This is a genomic window from Pseudomonas sp. S3_A03 (assembly GCF_054668275.1).
Map to the genome: position 1 here is coordinate 298,492 of NZ_CP162753.1, position 20,044 is coordinate 318,535.

The following is a 20,044-nucleotide window of genomic DNA, read 5'->3' on the forward strand; positions in this document are numbered from 1 at the left end:
ATGATGCCCTCTGATTGCCAAGAGGGCCGTCATGACAGGCCGCTATGAAATTTCATCTGAGCGTTGGGCGATGATCGAAGCCATCGTTTCTCCTCCTCAACACATGGGGCGGCCAAGGCGCGATGACCGCCAGATGCTTAACGGAATCTTCTGGATTTTGTGCTCTGGTGCCAAATGGCGAGATCTTCCAGAGCGCTTTGGGCCTTGGAAGACCGTTTACCAGCGTTTCCGACAATGGCGTGACAACGGCACTTTTGAGCAGGTTCTGCGCCATTTACACCTTCGTTTGTGCGAAGATGGCTTTATCGATCTGAATACCTGGATGGTCGATTCGACATCGATTCGAGCTACCCGAGCGGCCAGCGGTGCTGGAAAAAAGGGGCCCGCAAGAACCGCAACACCACTGCCTAGGCCGTAGCCGAGGCGGATTGACCACCAAAATACATCTCGCCTGCGACAGCCATGGCTTCCCCCTGGCTGTCATGTTGTCGCCCGGTCAAGAAGCCGACTCGCGCTATTTCATGCCGCTACTGGAACAGATCAGCCTGCCAGGCAGCAAGGGTCGTCCGCGTAAGCGTTGCCGATGTGTACTGGCGGACAAGGGCTATGACAGCCAGATACTGCGTCAGTACTGTGACCTCTACGGCATGCAGCCGATCATTCCCTTGCGCAAGATGCATCGCAAGCCTCGACCAGGCCTGCCTCGACTGTTCGACAGGCCACAATATAAAAAGCGCAACGTGATCGAACGGCTGTTCAGTTGGCTCAAAGAAAAGCGTCGGCTCTGTACGCGATACGAAAAACTGGCGAGCAGCTTCAAAGCCATGGTTACACTGGCCTGTATCGAGAAATGCTTGCGGGCTGACTTTTCAGACAAACCCTAGAGAATCTTAAAATTATCGAAGAGGAGGGCCTGGTTCAGCATGCTGCTGAAATGGGGATTATCCTTCGCAAAGGGCTTCAGCAGTTTGCTGATCATTCAATGGTTGGGGAGGTTCGTGGTGTGGGGTTGATTGCTGCCGTTGAGTTGGTAGCCGACCGGCACACAAAAGAGCCTTTTGAGGCTGTTGGCAGACTCGGGCGGTATCTGTCCTCTCAGGCCCAGGAGCGCGGAATGATCAACCGAGTCATGGGAGATGCATTGGCATTCTGTCCTCCGTTGATCTCAACGGAGAAGGATATAAATGAAATCCTTGGAGTTTTTGCGGCTTCTTTGGATGCGACACAGCACTGGTACCTCAAACACGCTGCACAGTAGTTAACGCCGCTCACTACAGGCAGAGCCGGAATGTGGAGTCCTCCGGCCTGCCGCTTCGTGCTCGCTTTAGGACTCGTCTCGAATTGGTCCTACGCAATTGATACCGTCGGCCGGACGACTGCTCTTCCGAGTGGCTGTAGGTAGAGCTCGCTAGCATGGCTTGGAGTCATCTTTTTTTGCTCTTGATACACCCTGAAAACAAGTCCAGAATTGAGTCTTTTCCTGTCTCGGAAATAAAAGAAACCCCTCAGATTTCAACGAGTCGGACACCAGATACGAGTCTCGTTTCCCGCTCCAAGATTCAGAAAAAAGCCACTCAGATGAGTGGCTTTTTTTTGTGCCTGAAAATTGCTTTCGCCCATGCCTACAGGTCTTTCCGGCCCATGCTGTGTAAAAACGCAGTTCCAGAATGCATGGCACGCCAGCACCGACCCCCAAAATCCGCCGGGTCTGCGCGCAGTGGGCATGTTAAGACTATGCTAATCGCCACTGCAGGCCATGTACTGGTTTGAGTTGTCGTCCGCCAAGGAAAGGAGTCTGTACGTGTCTGGTTCTTCATACCCGGTTCTATTATCGCAATGGCCTCATGAGCCGTCCGGCCCGCCGAAGAAGCGTTGGTCGGCAACGCCGCAGTGGCCTCACCCACAGGCAGTCAATCCCAGGCACGATGGAGATCGGTATGAAGGCTGACCCGATCTACACAGTCCTCTGGCGCTTCGCCGCCTGCATGGGCGGGTTGCTGATGATTGCCGCCAGTCCGGCCCACGCTGCCGACAGCGGTATCGCCGGCGGCCCGACCGCAAGCCATAGCATTGCCTTCAGCAATTCATACGCGGGCAGCGATTTTCGTAAGGTGATGGTGCGCAATTGGCAGGAGATAGCAGCGCAAGCGCAAAAGGAGGGTTTGATCCGTGAGGCGCCGGTGGTCAGTGCCAATAATTCGGCGTCGGAACAAGCGGCCCATATCCAGGACTTGATCGTCAGGGGCGTCGACGCCATCGTCATCCTGGCCGCGTCCGACACGGCGCTCGATGGGGTGATCCGCGATGCGTGTAACGCCGGCATCGTGGTGGTGGTCATGGCCAGCCTGGTCACCGAAGGCTGCGTCTATACCGTGGACTACAACTGGTCCGCCATGGGCCGCATAGAAATTGATTACATTGCCAAGCGCCTCAAGGGTAACGGCACGCTGCTGGAGATCCGCGGCATTGCTGGTGATGCCACCGATAAAAATATCAGCGACGGCATTCGCCAGGCCGCCAGTGAATATCCGGGCCTGAAGTTCGCCAAGACCGTGTACGGGAACTGGACAGGCGCTGTGGCGCGCAAGGAGGTGGCGCTGGCGCTGCCGTCGCTGCCCGGCATTGATGCCGTCGCGACCCAGGGGGGCGACGGGTATGGCGCGGCGATGGCGTTCAAGGCGGCGGGCCGACCATTGCCGATCATCGTGATGGGTAACCGTCAGGATGAACTTGCCCTGTGGAAACAGGAACGCGACGCCAATGGCTACGAGACCGTCTCTGTTTCGGCTTCCCCCAGTGTCTCCCAAGTGGGGTTCTGGGTCGCCCAGCAGGTTCTGGCGGGCAAGCAGGTGCCCAAATTCGTCGAGGTGCCTCTGGTGCGTATCGATGCGAAAGACTTGGACGCCTGGCTTGCCGACATGCCGGTGGGGGGGGCCGCCAATCCGTTCTACAGCCAGGCTTCCGTTGCGGCAATGATCGACGCGGCCATCAACCATACGGCGCCGCCGGCGCCTTTGCCGGAGGTGATGAAGCAGTAATGGCGGGCAGGGAGCGAGGATGCGGGGCGCCATGTTGACATTCAAACCGGTCGTGGACCGGCCCATTGCCGTCAAAATTGGCCTGGCGGTCGCCGCATTGGTGTTCCTGATGCTGGCGGTTTCGCTAGTGAACCTCTACGGGCTGCGAGGCATGGTGCGCGCGGTGGATTCTGCCAGCCATTCCGCAGAAATTCTGGCGTCGGTCAACGCGGCCACCGGTCGCGTGGAAAACTTCATCGCCACCCGCGACCAGCAAAGCCTGGCCCAGGCCGAAGGCATGGTTGCGACGGCTATCGCCGGGCTCACCGCTATTCCGGTGGCCGAAGCGCAGTCGCTCAACGGCAGCCTGGAGCGGCTCGCCGCAGCGATCACGGCCTTGCGCGTGGCGAGCCTGACCATGGATGGCGAAACCGAGAACATGACCGCCCATTACGGCCGGATGCGAGAGGCAACGACCCTGGTCGAACAGGGCATCGCCGATGGGTTGAAGGGGCTCGACGCTCGCGCCGTTGAGCACAAGGCGCGGGTGAGCGACATCGACAGTGCCCACCGCATCCTCAATGTCCTGCGCAACGGCGAACGGATCATTACCGCCAATGTCGCCAGGGTGCTGGTGACCGGGGATGCGGCAGCCGCCGCTGCGGCGCATAGCGCTAGCGTCGCGCTCCAGCCCGTGGTCGAACAATTGCGCGAGGTGATGGGGGCGCCGCAGCAGAGCGAGGCCCTCGACCAGTTGGCCGCAGCGCTCGCGGCGGCTGGCGTGGCGGTTGAGCGCCTTGGCGAGGCGCCCAGACTGCGAGGGGGCGAAGCCTTGCGGCATCTGGCCGCCGTCGCAGATGTGGCGGGACGCCTCGAGACGATGTTGGAGGATGTGGATGGCGACGTCGCCCACGACGCCAGCGATATTCAGGCGGCCACCGGCTTGCTGCACAATGCCGCCGCGCTATCCAAGCGTTTCGCCGAGCGCGTGGCGACCTTGGAGGCGCAGACCTTGTCGTTTCGTCTGTCACCGTCGGCCGAGGTCGCCAAATCCGTCGTCACCCTCCTGGACGAGCTATCCCGTCTCTCTCGGGTGCTTCCATCCTCCGTGGGGCTGCAAGCCACGGCGACGCCGCTGACGGTCAGCGAACAGATTGCCGGCTATCGGGCGGCATTCGCCAGGTTCCATCAAGCGAGCAACGCCTTGAGCGACGCGCGCGACCAGGTTCGCAATGAAGCACGCAGCGCGGGCCTGTTGGTTGCTCGTTTTGCGGGCCAAGCGCGCTCCGACGCCTTGGTCCACAATGATCGCGGCATGCTGGCGACGATCATTGCGGTCACCGTCGCTATCCTGCTGGCCGGCGCCATTGCCTGGAGCACCTCACGATTTATCGCGCAGCCCATTGTGGCCCTGGCCTCGGTCATGCGCCGGCTTGCGGCGGGCGACCTGCACGCCGAAATCGCCAGCGCCGGGCGCGGTGATGAGATTGGCATCATGACCCGCGCCGTTCGGGTGTTCCAGGAAACTGCCCTGCGCATCCGCGTGCTGGAGGCCGAGGCCGAAGCCGAACGACAGCAAGTCCAGGCCTCTTTGGAGCGCATGGTCGCCGAGCGCACCGACACCCTGCATCACCAGACCGAGGTGCTGGAGGCGCAGGCCGTCGAGCTTATTGAGGCGCGCAACCAGGCCGATACGGCCAACCAGGCGAAAAGCGATTTCGTGGCCACCGTCAGCCACGAATTGCGCACCCCCTTGACGCTCATTCTCGCGCCTCTGGAGCAGCTTTCGGCGGCGGCCACCCCGCCCGCAGACTGGCGAGTACAGATCGAGCGCGCCCAGCGCAATGCGCTGCGCTTGATGAACCGGGTGAACGACATCCTCGATTTCTCCAAGGCCGAAGCGGGCAAGTTCGAGGTGTGCCCAGCGCCCGTCGACTTGAACAAAGCAGTGGGCGTGTTGGCCGAGGATGCCGCCCTGGTGGCCGAGAGCAAAGGCTGCACCTTGACGTGCAGCATCGATCCCTCGCTGGGCACGGTGTTCCTGGACCCCCGGCACTTCGAGAAGATCCTGCTCAACCTGGTGAGCAATGCCATCAAGTTCACCCCCGCTGGCGGCACGGTGCACGTGGCAGTCACGCCGATCGATGGCGAGCGATTTGAGCTGGCGGTGCACGACTCGGGGATTGGCATTGCTGCCGACAAACTGCCGCTGCTGTTCCAGCGCTTTTCCCAGATCGATAATTCCGCCACGCGCCACTACAGCGGCACAGGCATCGGCCTGGCGCTGGTCAAGGATCTGGTCGAATTGATGGGGGGCGAAGTCGGCGTCAACAGCGAACCCGGACGCGGCTCGTGTTTCTTCGTTCGACTGGCGCTGGGGGTTGAGAAAAACACCCTGCCGACCGACGCCGGCACGCTGCGCGAGCAGTCTTCACCGAGCGCGACAGGCTCGGCCGAGCAGCGCCAGCTGCGTTTCGACGACGGCCGCCAGGACGGTTCGACGCATGACGCAGACGACGAGCAGCTGCCGGAACACGCCTCGCGATCCAGAGTGCTGGTGGTCGACGACAGCCCGGAAATGCTCAGCTATCTGCGCGAGCTGTTGCACGACGACTACCTCGTCGCCACCGCCACGGATGGCGAACAGGCGTGGGCACTCCTGCAGCGTCGACCCATCGATGTCGTCGTTTCGGATGTAATGATGCCGCTGCTCGACGGCTTCGGCCTGACCGCCAGGATCAAAGCCAGCGCGGGTTTTGCCCATTTGCCCGTGATCCTGGTGACCGCCCGCGGCGGTAGTGATGCCTGCGTAACCGGGTTGGAAAGTGGCGCCGATGACTACCTCGCCAAACCCTTCTCGCCGCTGGAACTCAAGGCTCGCGTCCGCGCGGCGCTACGCATGAGCCAGGTACAAACCGAACTGCACGCAAAGTCCCGCCAGGCGGGCATGGCCGAAATCGCCACGGCGGTGCTGCATAACGTCGGCAACGTTCTTAACAGCGTGAACGTCTCGGCAGACCTGGTCAGCAACCAGTTGCGCGCTTCGAAAGCCCAGGGCTTGAGCAGGGTGGCTCAGTTGATGAGCGAGCACGCCAACGACCTGGGCGACTTTCTCACCCAAGACCCCAAAGGCAAGATGCTGCCCGATTACCTGGTCAAGCTGGCGCAGGCGGTGACGGCAGAGCAGCAAGGCATTGTCCAAGAGCTCGGGCAACTCACCAAGGGCATCGACCACATCAAAACCATAGTTGCGGCCCAGCAGTCCTACGCCGTTGCTGTCAGTGTCGTGGAGGCAGTCTCGGTCACGGCGCTAATCGATGATGCCTTGCGCATGAGTGCCGGCTCACTGGAGCGCCAGGGGGTAGCGGTGGTCAAGGCGATTGCCGAGTTGCCCCTGCTCTCGCTGGACCGGCACCGGGTGCTGCTGATTTTGGTGAACCTGATCGGCAATGCCAAGCACGCGTTGGAGGGCGTGGTCGATCGTAGCCCGAGCGTCACGCTCCAAGCGTGCCTGGATGACGCATCAGCACTGCGCATTTCAGTGGCCGACAACGGCAGCGGAATTACCCCAGAGCACCTGGCGCGGATTTTTTCGCATGGCTTCACCACTCGCAAAGACGGTCACGGCTTTGGTCTGCACAGCTGCGCACTCGCGGCACAGGAAATGGGGGGGCGCTTGACTGTACACAGCGACGGCGCCGGGCAGGGCGCGACGTTTACCCTGGTTATTCCCCTGGATGCTTCGCTGAGTCAGGGATAAAAACCGACTCACTCGCGGCGTTGTATCTGCTCCAGTATCAGGCTGTCGGTGATGTTCATGTCGTCCAGCAACAGAAACATCTTGCTCAGCACCTCGGCCATTTTCTGATCGGTGTCGGCAAACGGCAGGTAGAACTCCTTGACGCCGCTGCCGGCGGGCACGATGCACAGGTAATTGCCGGGCTCGATATGGATGGCTGCGCTGCCCAGATGAATGCGATAGTTCGCGCGCTGCCCGGTGATGTACAGAAAATGCCCTGCGCATTTCACGTTTCTCAACCCTAGCCCCTGAATCAATTCGCCGACCAGTTCGGCGCGGCGTTGCAGGGTTTCGTTGCTGCTGCTGTAGTCGTCTGCGGCGTGGGTCACGGAGACCAGCAGGTCGGCGTCACGCATGACTTCCGAGAACAACAGCGGCGGCACTTGCTCAAGGGGGATAGCTTTATGGTCGCGGTAGAACGCGATCGTGTCGAAGGTGACGTGCTCGGTTTCCGAGAGGTAATGGCCGGTGTCCAAAAAGTTGAACAGGGCGTAAATGCCGTGCTCCTTGCTCTCGTAATAGATGTCTTCGACGCTTGAGGTCGACCAGTTACGGACCTGCAGCAGCCGGGCGGCGACTTTGCTTTTGAGGCGATGGCCGGCAAAACGGTGGGTCCACAGGCCGCTGTCTCGCTCGGCAGGCGTCAACAAGTACAACTCGCGAAAGGCCTGTTTGAACGGCTGCACGCGGCGATGGGTGATCACTTCTTTTTGCCAGGCCGAGAGTTGGCCTGCGGTGAACAGATGGAAAGGGTGAGCAATACGCAGGTTCTTTTTCGCGAGATGTTGGCGGCCCTCAAGGTCAGTCACCGTCAGCGTTGTGCTATCGAGCCAGCCCAGCACAGTGTCGTCGGCCTGCACGATCAGTTGTTCCATCAGCAGGCGAACCGCCGGCATGTTCAACAGGGGTTTGAGGTCTTCGAGCGCCAGGGTTTCGCCGCTGCTCATCATCGCTTCGAGGGTGCGGCACAAGCGCGCGATCTGCTCCTTGAGCCCGGTTTGCTGCATCTTGAGCGCGATGAAGGCGGTGTGTTTGCGAATCGCAGGCGGTGCGGTTTTCAGCGTTTTTCCGGCTTTGCCGATGTGCAGCGTGGGCGACAAACCGTCAATAAGCAGGGTGATGTCGTAGCCATCGATGTGGGCGGCCGTTACGGCGGCTTCGGCGATCTGCGCTTCCATGGCCCATTCCAGGCGGATTGCCGAGGGGTAACCGGCGACGCGTGCGAGGTTTTCCAGGCCAGCCTGTATCGCCGCATGGGAGTTGGCCTGCCGTTCGGCGCCGTATTTACGCACGTCTTTATGCAGTTTCTTGAATGTCAGATAGCGTTGGCGTACATCGTCCGCCTCCGTGACGGGCAGCACGCCGTAGATGCGCATTGCCGCCTGTGCGTGGCGGGTCAACTTCTTTTCCAGCGCCGCTCGGCCGATGCCCTGGTAGGCGTCGAGCAGTATTCGCGTCTCGGGAAACGCCCAGGGCGAGGGGGCGAGTGCCGCGAGGTACTCGCGCAGGTGGTTTGGGTCGGCTTCGGCCAGCGCCTTGTCCAGCAGGTAACGGTCCACCACGCCCACGGTTTCATCTAGCGTATTGGGCAGGTCGGTGCCCCAGTCGGACTGAGGTGCCAGGGCAATGCTCAGGTATTCACGCTGGAAGGCTTGCAGGTCACTCCAGCCGAGAGCGTCGAGTACCACTCGGCTGGCTTGCCCGGCATAGGGCAGGGCGGTCAGCAGGCTGTTTCTTGAAAACCCGCCGAGTGCCGCGAGCAGCTCCGCCGACGAGGGCTTGGGCAATGCCTGAAGCAACAGGAAGCGCTCGAGCACTGCGGCGGTATCGGCCCAACGCTCGAAAAAATCCTCCGGCGTCATGCGCAGTCGTTCGACGACCGCCAGGGCCTGCAGCAGCCAGCGGGCCTGATACACCTCAACCGAACGGAACGTGTCGGCCAGCTTCCGGGCGTTATCGGGCAACCCAGCCAAGGCGTCCTCGATATAGCGAACGGTGAAGCGTGCCAGCTCAGGATGGCTGGCTGCGGGTGCTCGCGTAGTGGGGGCATCGCTGTGGGATGACTCGTCATCGTCGAGCACGTCATCGGCGTACCGATCCATGTCCACATCATCGCTGTCCAGCCCGGTGTCGTCTGTGTAGAACATCATGGCGCGCCCCCAGGTAGTGGCCGCCCGCACGAAGCGCGGGTAATCGAGGCGGCCGGCTTCGAGCAGGCCCAGCGCGATGCGCTCGATTTCCTGGTGCACGTAGGGATACGCGTCGGCGACTTTCGTAGGCTCCTCGTCTGGCGTTGAAGGGGGCTGCTCGCGGTTCCAGTCGCCGTCCAGCAACCATTCGGCGAACGCCTGCCAGGCTGCGGTTGGCGGGTAGTTGCTCAGGCGGTTGATGCAAGCTTGAACGTCAGGAAAGGCCCAGGCCTGGTCCGGGCGCCTGCGGTAATAGGCGGGGCCGTCTTCGTCAGTGGGCAGTGGGTAGTCGCTGTCTTCGAAGGCAAATTGCAGCATGTGCCGCAGTCGCGCGCAGATCTGCTCCAGCGCGTAGGCGTCCGGATGCGCCGTGACCCACGCATCACAGACTCGATATTGCAGGCCATAGCGCTGTTGATCGCGGCGATCCTCCAGGTCGTCCCAGACGGTAGGGAACACAAAACCATCAGCCAGGGCTTTGGGCCCATCCTTGGGCTGGTGCCTGACCCAGTCATCGGCGATGCGCAGGAAGTCGATGCCGTCCCAGAAGTCCAGTTCGAATTCGTCATATCGGCTGAGTTCGGGATAGTCATCCAGCGCTCTGTCACAAAATGCTCGCAGCGCAGCGAGGCGGGTGGCTTGGTCGGGCGCAGGGCGGCGTGAGTGCATGATGGGTATCCGAGAAAGTGAGCGACGAGGATCAACCGCCAATCAGCGGCACCAGACGGATAAATGCGAGGGTGGAAGGTGGGCCCAATTGGATCGACTCATCAAGCCGTTGCAGCATGACGCCGTTATGCAGAACGCGAAACGCACGGGTTTCAAACCCTTTCAAGGCGCGCTCGACCTCAACACCGACATCCAACTGCGCAGGCGCGCTGGCCTGAGGCATCGCAATCGCGCCGGCACCGGCTTGCTGGCGAATGTCGTGCTCGCTCAGGTATTGGCGGTCGAGCACTTCGCGCACCGACAGGTGTTCCAGCCAGTGCTGCACCGACAGCGCGGCAATCTGTTCGGTAACGGTCAGGCGAATAAGCTCGGCGACGGTCAAGGTCAGGGAGGCCGGTATCAGGGTGACAGGCGGCAGCAAAAGCTCCTGGCGTGCGCCTTTCAGGCAATAGCTATGAACCACGAACTCCATGACGCATTCCTTGCAAGCCAGGCCAGCCGGGCGGATGGCGCATCAGCATAGCCCGGTCGGCAATAAACGTCATCGCGCGGCGCGATCGGGAGCAGCGATAGAAACCTGCCAGGTCAACGATGATCGGTTTGACCATATCCCCCCAGGGGGGATAGGATGCCGGCGCAATTCACTGATTCCCGAGGGTCAAGTCATGAATGAGCACGAACACAGCCACCCACATACCCATCAAAGTCATGAGGCGATCATCAAGCGCCTGAAGCGCGCGGACGGCCATCTACGCAGCATCATCACCATGATCGAAGAAGGTCGTGAATGCGTGGACATCGCCCAGCAGCTGCACGCGGTGGAAAAAGCGGTGTGCCAGGCCAAGCGCACGTTGATCCAGGACCACATCGATCATTGCCTGGAAGATACCGTTTCGGCGCTGGGCACCGGCGAGCGCGGTCCGTTGGAAGCGTTCAAACAAATCACTAAGTACCTTTGAGCCGACATGCCTAATTTTGCTGAACTGCTGCAACAAGGCGGGGCTAACGCCTGGTTGTATTTCCCCAGCGCTATTTTGCTGGGGGCGCTGCACGGCCTGGAGCCGGGCCATTCGAAAACCATGATGGCCGCGTTCATCGTGGCCATCCGTGGCTCGGTCAAACAGGCGGTTTTACTGGGGCTGGCCGCGACGTTGTCGCACACGGCCGTGGTCTGGTTGGTCGCCATCGGTGGCATGTACCTGGGCAAGGGGCTGGACGCGCAAACCACCGAGCCGTACTTCCAGCTTGCGTCTGCGGCACTGATCATCGGGATTGCGCTGTGGATGCTGTGGCGCACCTGGCGTGGTGAGCGGATGTTTATGTCCGAGCAGGGCGCTGGTCATTCCCATGACCCTCATGATGAGACCCACCGGATCGATACTGGCCATGGCCGTGTTGAATTGGCGATCTTCGAAGACGGCGTTCCGCCGCGCTGGCGCCTGACAACGTTGACCGGCCATGCGTGGGGCGCCGCCGATGTTCGCCTGATGACAACCCGTCCGGACGGCGCCAGGCAATCGTTCTCTTTCGTCGAGCGCGACGGCTACCTGGAGTCTGCCATCGATGTCCCGGAGCCTCATGAGTTCAGCGCACGCTTGAGTCTTGGGCATGCGGGCCACTCCCACGACTACGATTTGGAATACCAGGAGCATGACCATGCGCATGCCGGACTGGAGCTGTCGACTGATGGCTATCAGGATGCGCATGAACGTGCCCATGCCAACGATATCCGCAAGCGCTTCACCCGCCGCGAAGTCACGACCGGCCAGATCGTCATGTTCGGTCTGACGGGCGGCCTGATTCCTTGCCCGGCAGCCATCACCGTGCTGTTGCTGTGTCTGCAGGTTAAAGAGGTTGCCCTGGGGGGCATGCTGGTCCTGTGTTTCAGCATCGGATTGGCGCTCACCTTGGTTACGGTCGGCGCTGCGGCGGCGGTGGGTGCCAGGCAGGCTTCCAGCCGTTGGCCATGGTTGGGTACCGTGGCTCGCCGGGCGCCATACTTGTCCAGTGCGTTGATCATCGGTGTTGGCTTGTACGTGGGCTTTCATGGCTGGATCGGGTTGAATGCTTGATGCGGCGCGCAGGTGATGAGAGGCCGGCGCGGACCGCGCCGGCGCCCCATTGCGGCGTGCGTCTACTCTCATCGCACAAACACCGGAAACCATGCGCAACTTATTTGATCGGGCGGTGTCTGCATAAAGTATTTCATCGTATTACAGCGGCTTAGGCTGCGAGAAGAGCGGCGTTTGACATGGGACGCTGCTTTGGAGCGGGTGGGAAAGTGCGCGGTTGCCTGACCGTATATGTAAAGGTAAGCTCATGCGCCTTTTCGTATTGGGGGGTAAGTGTTGGACTTTGATGGGTTTAAAGGGCCACGGAAGGTGCATTGTCGGTATGAAATCAAGCGGCTAAGGCGGATAAATGGATGCTTCAGTTTAATTTGGCAGATCAATTGAACTGCGACTCAAACCCTTCAGGTGAGCAACCTAATTCCGACTTGGATTCCAGGACGGGTGCGCGCACAGCTTTGCCCACCGTTGCTATTTTGCTCTGTACCTACCAGGGGCAACGCTATCTGGCTGAGCAATTGGCTTCTTTCGAGACCCAGTCTCACTCCAATTGGAGCGTTTGGGCCTCCGATGACGGTTCAAAGGATGACACGCGAGGGATTCTTGCGGCGTACCAGCAAAAGTGGCCTGAAGGTTCGTTGCATGTGTTCTCTGGGCCGGCGGAGGGCTTTGCCGCCAACTTTGTCTCGCTGACGTGTAATGACACCATCCAAGCGGATTTTTACGCCTATTCCGATCAGGACGATATTTGGGAGGCGGATAAGCTGGCCCGCTCAGTGCAGTGGTTGCAAACCTTACCCGCAGATGTACCTGGCTTATATTGCTCCCGCACCCGGTTGGTTGATGCCGACAACCATGAAATCGGCTTTTCGCCACTCTTTTCCAAACCTCCCAGTTTCGCCAATGCGCTGATGCAAAACATCGGTGGTGGTAACACCATGGTGTTCAATAACTGTGCCAGGCAGCTCCTGCGTGAGGCCGGGGAACACAGACCGGTCGTCACCCATGACTGGTGGGCATATATGTTAGTGACGGGCTGTGGTGGCCAGGTTTTTTACGACCCCGAGCCGACTCTGCGTTACCGTCAACATGGTTGTAACCTAGTGGGCACCAACTCTGGCTGGATGTCTCGCTTCAAGCGTATTCGCATGTTGTTTCAGGGGCGTTTTAAACAGTGGGGCGATAGCAATATTGTCATCTTGAGCGCACTCGAGCATCGACTCACTCCCGAAAACCGGAAAATACTTCACCGCTTTATGGCAGCCCGCAAAATGAGTTTGATCCCACGTTTGATTTGTCTGAAACGCACGGGTATTTACCGTCAAACGTTGCTCGGAAATATCGGGCTTATCACGGCAGCCGTCTTCGGGAAAATTTAATCAATGGCAATCATGAGTAGTGTCTTCACGGAAAGCCATTTGCTGCTCGATTAACCTGCGGCAGCGCTTTGCGTGGGCATGCCAGCCAGGCTCGTGGTGAGACCTCTGCCAGATGCATCATTGGCGAAAACCTTACTCCTGAAATCGAGCGGCACTGTGCCGCGGCAAAGTATTCCCATTTTCTGCAACAAGCCGGCATGGCGTCCAACAGCTTTGTGTTTGCTGCTGGTAAGCTCTGCGGCGAGCTTCGCTGGGAACGCCATAGCCCTGAATGATGCAAGATTATTAGGTTAAGGATCAGCATGAAACACAACGGCAGCATCTTTTTAAACGGTCAAAAAAGCCCCGCGATTTTTTTCACCGAGATATCAGGTGGTGGCAATTTGCCTGTAACGATCGGGGAGTACATAGCCTGATGCAAGTGCATTCTGCGGGTCCTACGGCAATGCTGGTCAACTTATGGCGCTACCGACAACTTATCTGGGCTTCAGCCAAGCGAGAAGTGCTCGGGCGGTACCGCGGGTCGGCCTTGGGGTTGCTCTGGTCGTTCTTCAATCCCGTGTTCATGCTAGTTGTGTACACCTTTGTTTTCAGCGTGGTGTTCAAGGCCCGATGGAGCAGCGGCAGTGATTCAAAAGCTGAATTTGCCTTGGTGTTGTTTGCCGGGTTGATGGTCTTCAACCTGTTCTCCGAGTGCATAAATCGCGCGCCGGGCCTTATTCTTTCCAACGTCAACTACGTCAAGAAAGTGGTGTTTCCGCTGGAAATCCTGCCCTTCGTCACGCTGCTGTCGGCGCTGTTTCACATGGGCGTCAGCTTGGTGGTGTGGTTGCTGGCCTATGTGATCCTGATCGGGCCGCCTCACCTGACCGTGCTTTATCTACCGCTCATCCTGCTACCGCTGGCGTTGTTGATCATGGGGCTGAGTTGGGCGCTGGCATCGCTTGGCGTGTATCTGCGGGATGTCTCGCAGCTCATTGGCGTGGTCACGATGTCGCTGATGTTTTTAAGTCCGATTTTTTATCCAGTCACGGCACTGCCGCAAACCTATCGCTATCTGCTCTACCTCAATCCGCTCACTACCGTCATCGAGCAGGCCAGGGCGGTACTTTACTTCGGAGCGTCGCCGGACTTTGCCCTCTTGGCGGCCTATTTGGCGGCTACCTGCTTTGTTGCCTGGTTGGGCTTTGCCTGGTTCCAGAAAACACGCAAGGGGTTTGCTGATGTCCTCTGAAGTTGCCATTAAGGTCGAGAACCTTAGCAAGTGCTACCACATCTACGACCAGCCTCGCGACCGGCTCAGGCAGTTTGTGCTCCCTCCCGTACAGCGCACGCTCGGTATGCGTTCGCGCCAGTATTATCGAGAGTTCTGGGCGCTCAGAGGGGTGAATTTTGAGGTAAAAAAAGGAGAAACCGTCGGAATAGTCGGCCGTAATGGCAGTGGCAAGTCGACGCTCCTGCAAATGATCTGCGGCACGCTCAACCCGACTGACGGCAGCATTCAAACCCAGGGGCGAGTTGCCGCGTTACTGGAGTTGGGGGCGGGTTTCAATCCGGAGTTTACCGGGCGTGAGAACGTCTATCTGAACGCGGCGATATTGGGCCTCAGCAAAGAGGAAACCGATCAGCGCTTTGACGATATCGCGGCTTTTGCCGAAATCGGGACGTTTATCGAGCAACCGATCAGAAGCTATTCAAGCGGAATGATCGTACGGTTGGCGTTTGCGGTAGCCATCAACGTTGACCCGGACATTCTTATCGTTGACGAGGCGCTGTCGGTTGGCGACGAGTTGTTTCAGCGCAAATGTTTCTCACGCATAGAAACCATACGAAGCTCGGGGGCGACGATTCTATTCGTTTCTCACTCCGCATCAACAGTCGTGGGCTTATGTGACCGCGCTATCTTGTTGGACTCTGGGGAGCTGCTCGCGGTCGGAGAGCCGAAACGTATTGTCGGTAGCTACCAAAAACTCCTTTATGCGCCGGCGGCTACGCGAGAAGAGCTTCGTGAGGCAATGCGTGCCAATCGCCATGATCCGATCGGCGCCGAGCAGGAAGGTGACGCGCCGGTCGTGACGGGCAGCGCTTGCGTCAGCGAGAGCGCCGACGCCGATCAAGAGTCCTTTGATCCTGAGTTCGTACCCCAGAGTACGATCGTGTTCGAATCCCGTGGGGCGACGATCGGCGATACGCGGATCTTTACCCCTGAAGGCGTCCAGGTAAATGGGCTGGTGCGGGGGCGCACCTACCTTTTCCGTTACGACGTATCCTTCGACCAGCTTGTGACCAATGTCCGTTTTGGGATGTCGATCAGGTCATCCAGCGGAATGCCCTTGGGCGGTGGATTATCTGCCTCGAGGCCCACCGACGCGATTTTAGTGGTCGAGCCGGGCACCCGGATATCGGTCGAGTACTCCTTTAAATGTCATTTGAACCCCGGCGTGTTTTTCCTGAATGCGGGTGTGTTCGGTTGCGATGATTCGAAAGAAGAAATGGTGCTGCATCGCAAGGTTGATGTGGTCGCCTTCCGTGTATTGCCTGTCGTCGATAATCGAGCAACGGAACTGATCGATTTTGGCTTTGAATGTTCGGTGGAAATGAATGCATAGCTTGTTTGATGGTTTGCTGGTTTCGTGCCCGAATGACGGTGGACTTTTCTTGGTTCATGGGGGGAAGGCAAACCGTCTGGACTCTGCGGGTTGCACCGGCCTTGATGTCAGCGGGGCTTCCGTTCTGCTGGGGCTTCAGCCCGCCGGGTTGTCGTTGACAGGCCATCGCAATTGGTCGCTGACAGGTGACGCGAAGTTGGTCGATGACGTGCATGACGTGCTGTTTGATGGCGAGCTGTGCTACGTCGTTGGCACCACCGGAAACGAAGTTGTCTGCTTCAACGAGGCAGGCATCGAGACGCAGCGCTGGACGTTTTCTGAGCAGCCCGACTCCTGGCACCTGAACTGCTTGGCCCGCTGGAAAGACACCATCGTCTTTTCCGCCTTCGGAATGTCTGAAACAACCCGTGGATATAAAGGCAACACTCAGGGCGCCGGGTTTGTTCAGGATTTGTTCTCTGGGCAAAAATATATCGAGGGCCTGTCGCAACCCCACAGCCTGGTTCCTTACGGCAACAACCTGTTGCTTGCGAACTCCGAGACCAAGGAAATCCGTGAGTACTCGTCGGACGGCAAGCTTGTACGCGCCGCAGTCCTGGACGGGTATACGCGGGGTATCTGCGTAGTGGGTGAGCTGCTCTATGTCGGCTTGAGCTGCTCGCGCAATATCGACGAAGCTCACCTTTCGTCCGCCACGGTAGTGGCGCTGGACGTTACGACGTGGGTGGAGAAGGGGCGCATCAGTTTGGATGCCCTCGAAATCTATTCGATCGTCTCGGTACTTGATACAGAAGTGCTGCTGAATGCCTTGGGGCCGTTGAGCCAGAGTATTGTCGACCGACTGACCTCGTCGCTGCGCGACAGCAAGGGGCTGGCCGTAAGGCTGGAGCGGCGTGTCGCCGAATGTGATGAACAGTTGCAGGAGAAGGACCGTATCTGGGCGGCCCGGGTCGAGCAGGTGGTGGCTGATCATGCCGCGCTGGCCCAGCAAATTGTGATCGCCAAGGATGAGACGCTAGCGGAGCGTGTCGAGCAGATAGAAATTGATCATGTCGCGCAGATTCAGCGGTTGGCGCACGAGCGCGATGTAATGCTGACGGAAAAGGATCGGATATGGTCCGAGCGCCTCGGGCAGGTAGCAACGGAACATGTCGCAGAGGTTCAGCGAATTTCACATGAGCGGGATCTGATCCTTCAGGACAAGGATAAAGTCTGGTCGGCGCGACAAGAACATTTTGCCTACGTCGAGGCGCGGCGTACCGAAATGATGAAGCGGATTTCGCCCAACGTCAGCGTGGTAACGGTCAACTACAACGGTAAAGCGTTCTTGCGCGAGCTGATCGCGAGCCTCCTGCGCCAGACCTATCTGCCTGCAGAAATTATTGTGGTCGACAACGCCTCTCATGACGGCTCTGTAGAGTTTCTGCGTGAGGAGTTTCCCTCGGTCAAGGTCGTGCGTAGCGAAGTCAACCTCGGGTTTGCAGGCGGTAACAATCTGGGCGTGAGTGCCGCCACTTCTCCGTTGTTGGCGTTGATCAACAACGATACGGTGGTTTCCGACACGTGGCTTGAAGGGCTCGTGGCTACTTGGACGCAAGGCACCGCAGCGGGAGAGAAGGTGGGTGCCGTATCTCCTAAAATTGTTTATTTCAAACGGTTCCTGAAGATCAAGCTGCGTGCGCCGACTCAATCGCCAGGCGGTGACGATGGGCGGATGCTGGGGGTGGCGGTCGATCTATCGGAAACTGCATTTGTGGGCGTTGCCTACATAAAGCCTATCGTCGGCCAGGGTTTTTATCACGAGGAGCGCTGGCCCGAGGGCCGGGTCGTGCGTTGGACCGGCGAGACGGCCGAGTTGATGCTACCTGTAGGAGAGGCGCAACTGGGCGGGCCACTGACGCTGAGTGTCGTAGCGACTGCCGTTGGACGGCCTGAAGGCGTTTGCCTGGAAGTTGAATGCGACGGGCATTCGCTCGGCACTTGTCTCGTGCATGAAGGGTTCGCGCAGTTCCAGTTCGATGTCCCCGCCGATGTGGCAAATAACGCCGAGTGGGTTGTCAACAATGCGGGCAGCGCCCTTGATGGCCGAGGGAATGCTGCGGATATCGGGATCAATCAGCCCGATGCCGGGCAATTTGATCAGCCTCGGGAGCTGGAGGCTTTTTGCGGTTGCAGTGTGCTGATACCCCGCAAGCTGTTTATCGACCATGGCGGATTCGACGAGCGCTTCTTCATGTATTACGAAGATGCCGATCTTTCCTGGCGCATTCGCAAGGCGGGCTGGAAGCTTCTGTATGAGCCCCGTTCGGTGGTTCGTCACATTCATGCGGGAAGCAGTGGTGAATGGTCGCCGGTTTTTCGCTACCACGTGACGCGTAATTACTGGCTTAACGTTTTTAAAAATGCCGGGGCGAGCCACTTGGTGGTACAAACCGCTCGGTTTATCCGTGTGCTTGTGCGGGCAGTTCGAGTTAATAGACGTCTCGGCTTATTGTCGTGGCGCGGAAGGTCATTGAATGAGATGACGCCTCAGCAAATCGAGTTCAAGGCACTTCTGAAAGCGACGTTGATGCTTCCCGCTATTTTAGGGAAGCGTCTGCGGGTACTAATGCGAAAGGATCGCTAATGAAAATCGGCATTTACAATCGATACTGGAATACGTTTGGTGGCGGCGAAAACTACACGGGTTCGGTAGCTGAAATATTGTCCAGAGACCACGAAGTTGAGTTGATATCGATTGAACCTGTGGACTGGAGCCGTCTGGAGTCAAGGCTTCACTTGGATCTGTCCCGATGCACCATGCGGGAATGGCCGAACGAGCCATGCGAGCGATTGTCGCCCCGTTCTTCGCATTACGATTTATTCGTCAACAGCACTTACTCATCATCGCTGATGCCGCGCGCGAAGAAGTCGGCATTGATTTGTTATTTTCCACATCGTGTCGATGCCTTGTCGTCGATGCGTGGGCGAGCCGTGCAATGGGTTCGCGAACTTGTGCGCGGCAGCAAGAGAGACTTACTGCGTATCGGCCGTCGGCGAGGTGACGTCATTACGCCAGTTGCCGGGGTGTATGACGTTGAGCCTGATGGGCGTGCCTGGATCAGTGCCGAGGCTATTTTGATGGTGGCTGGCGCACAGTCCCGCCCTGTCAGGATTCCTCTGTGGCCAGAGGCCTACAACGGTATTGAAATGATTCGACTGGATGGCGAAGAGCTGCCTTGGCACATGGAAGGCAATATCCTGCACGTGCCCTGCAAGCCGAATGATAAGCGCCATAGCCGTCTTCTTTCGATTTTTTGCAAGCCGGTCGTGATGAGCGAACTGGCGCTTTCATCCGACTCTCGACAGTTGGGCGCTTGTATCGACACGCGCTCGCTCAAATGGGGAAGTGAAGGGGCTCTTAAACGACACAGTCCGCGTGATGCGCTGCGAGCTTATGACCGGATCATATCCATATCGAATTTCACGTCGGAGTGGATTGATCGGCGCTGGCAATTGCCCTCCACCGAATTGCAGCCGCCGATCGACACTAAACTCTTTGGCCTCGACGGTCCGCCTGCAAAAGAAAAAATCATTCTTACCGTCGGGCGTTTTTTTGCCGGGGGCCATAACAAGAAGCACCACGAGATCGCGAGCGCATTTATTCGCCTGCGGCAGGAAGGCGTCATTCCAGACGGCTGGCGCCTGGTATTTGTTGGCTCTCGGCATCGTGAGCACCAGATGCACCTTGATTACTTTGATCGCCTCACGGAACTGTGCGCGGGCCACCCCATTGATATTCTTCCCGACCTGCCTTTTGCTGATCTGCTGACCTACTATCGCAAGGCGTCGATATATTGGCACGGTGCTGGCTGGGGAGAGCGCGTCGAACAATTTCCGGAGCGCTTCGAGCACTTTGGCATGACCACCTGCGAGGCTATGGCTTGTGCCTGTGTTCCGGTAGTATTCGACGCGGCCGGCCAGCGGGAAATCGTCGCCAGTGAGGATCTCGGGTTTCGTTATTCGACTTACGAAATGCTGGCGACTCAAATGGGGATGTTGGTTAACGCTTCGCCTGAAATGCTGGCGCAAATCGGTGAACGAGCGCAAAAGTCCATCGAGCGCTTCGCGCGTGCCAATTTCCAGGCAAGAGTCAGGGAAGCATTTCGTGGGCTTGCGTATTAGCCACGTCGCTCGCTGATTGGCTTGTTGAACCGTTGAATGATCTGGTCGGCGCCCGGTTTATCCCAAGCGGCAAGGGTCGCAGAAGTGGGTGCGCGGTACCGTCCTGTCAGCCGATATCGTCAATGGATGCTTTGGCGTGGACGTTACCC

The 20,044-nt window shown here is 58.8% G+C and carries 12 protein-coding genes and 3 pseudogenes; 13 read left to right on the plus strand and 2 right to left on the minus strand.

What is annotated here, in order from left to right; translation table 11 throughout:
• Nucleotides 1–31: 31 nt before the first annotated feature.
• The 6 genes and pseudogenes from AB4O25_RS01415 to AB4O25_RS01440 all read left to right on the plus strand — a co-directional run.
• Nucleotides 32–884 (plus strand): IS5 family transposase gene (locus AB4O25_RS01415; RefSeq protein WP_460150339.1). Its coding sequence is split into 2 segments (ribosomal slippage): nucleotides 32–381 and nucleotides 380–884, totalling 855 coding nucleotides; the frame shifts between segments, so codons are not numbered across the junction.
• A 50-nt stretch (nucleotides 885–934) separates the two neighbouring features.
• Complete coding sequence (locus AB4O25_RS01420) at nucleotides 935–1,258, plus strand: aminotransferase class III-fold pyridoxal phosphate-dependent enzyme (protein WP_460150340.1); 324 nt, start codon at nucleotides 935–937, stop codon at nucleotides 1,256–1,258.
• Between the two features lie 679 nt (nucleotides 1,259–1,937).
• Entirely contained in the window at nucleotides 1,938–3,038 is a 1,101-nt protein-coding gene (locus AB4O25_RS01425; protein WP_116079650.1) for an ABC transporter substrate-binding protein, read from the plus strand.
• Between the two features lie 1,402 nt (nucleotides 3,039–4,440).
• A pseudogene (locus AB4O25_RS01430) lies at nucleotides 4,441–5,334 on the plus strand (sensor histidine kinase); the annotation flags it as partial.
• 294 nt (nucleotides 5,335–5,628) lie between these two features.
• Nucleotides 5,629–5,916, plus strand: a pseudogene (locus AB4O25_RS01435) (response regulator transcription factor); the annotation flags it as partial.
• 567 nt (nucleotides 5,917–6,483) lie between these two features.
• Nucleotides 6,484–6,777, plus strand: a pseudogene (locus tag AB4O25_RS01440) (ATP-binding protein); the annotation flags it as partial.
• Between the two features lie 8 nt (nucleotides 6,778–6,785).
• Here the strand turns inward: AB4O25_RS01440 and AB4O25_RS01445 are convergent.
• A complete protein-coding gene (locus AB4O25_RS01445; protein ID WP_460150342.1) occupies nucleotides 6,786–9,674 on the minus strand; it encodes a DUF4132 domain-containing protein in 2,889 nt (962 codons plus the stop codon).
• A 31-nt stretch (nucleotides 9,675–9,705) separates the two neighbouring features.
• Nucleotides 9,706–10,146, minus strand: a complete 441-nt coding sequence (locus AB4O25_RS01450) for a hypothetical protein (protein WP_065878629.1) — start codon at nucleotides 10,144–10,146, stop codon at nucleotides 9,706–9,708.
• 193 nt (nucleotides 10,147–10,339) lie between these two features.
• Here AB4O25_RS01450 and AB4O25_RS01455 point away from each other — a divergent pair, with 193 nt between their 5' ends.
• The 7 genes from AB4O25_RS01455 (at nucleotide 10,340) to AB4O25_RS01485 (ending at nucleotide 19,895) form a co-directional block, all read left to right on the plus strand.
• Nucleotides 10,340–10,633, plus strand: coding sequence for a metal-sensing transcriptional repressor (locus tag AB4O25_RS01455; protein ID WP_460150344.1), 294 nt, complete (start codon nucleotides 10,340–10,342; stop codon nucleotides 10,631–10,633).
• A 6-nt stretch (nucleotides 10,634–10,639) separates the two neighbouring features.
• The gene (locus tag AB4O25_RS01460; RefSeq protein WP_017526939.1) at nucleotides 10,640–11,746 is read left to right on the plus strand and encodes a nickel/cobalt efflux protein RcnA; all 1,107 of its coding nucleotides are present in this window, start codon (nucleotides 10,640–10,642) and stop codon (nucleotides 11,744–11,746) included.
• 353 nt (nucleotides 11,747–12,099) lie between these two features.
• Nucleotides 12,100–13,122: a glycosyltransferase family 2 protein gene (locus AB4O25_RS01465; protein ID WP_017526940.1), complete on the plus strand. Its 1,023-nt coding sequence runs from the start codon at nucleotides 12,100–12,102 to the stop codon at nucleotides 13,120–13,122.
• A 415-nt stretch (nucleotides 13,123–13,537) separates the two neighbouring features.
• Nucleotides 13,538–14,356 carry an ABC transporter permease gene (locus tag AB4O25_RS01470; protein ID WP_460150345.1) on the plus strand — a complete coding sequence of 273 codons (819 nt, stop codon included), beginning with the start codon at nucleotides 13,538–13,540 and terminating at the stop codon, nucleotides 14,354–14,356.
• Nucleotides 14,346–15,731 (plus strand): ABC transporter ATP-binding protein, encoded by a 1,386-nt coding sequence (locus AB4O25_RS01475; RefSeq protein WP_017526943.1) that lies wholly within the window; start codon nucleotides 14,346–14,348, stop codon nucleotides 15,729–15,731. Before AB4O25_RS01470 ends, AB4O25_RS01475 begins: the two co-directional genes overlap by 11 nt.
• A complete protein-coding gene (locus tag AB4O25_RS01480; RefSeq protein WP_017526944.1) occupies nucleotides 15,724–18,357 on the plus strand; it encodes a glycosyltransferase in 2,634 nt (877 codons plus the stop codon). The genes AB4O25_RS01475 and AB4O25_RS01480 overlap by 8 nt, the downstream gene beginning before the upstream one ends.
• Nucleotides 18,357–19,895 carry a glycosyltransferase family 4 protein gene (locus tag AB4O25_RS01485; protein ID WP_017526945.1) on the plus strand — a complete coding sequence of 513 codons (1,539 nt, stop codon included), beginning with the start codon at nucleotides 18,357–18,359 and terminating at the stop codon, nucleotides 19,893–19,895. The genes AB4O25_RS01480 and AB4O25_RS01485 overlap by 1 nt, the downstream gene beginning before the upstream one ends.
• Nucleotides 19,896–20,044: the final 149 nt, after the last annotated feature.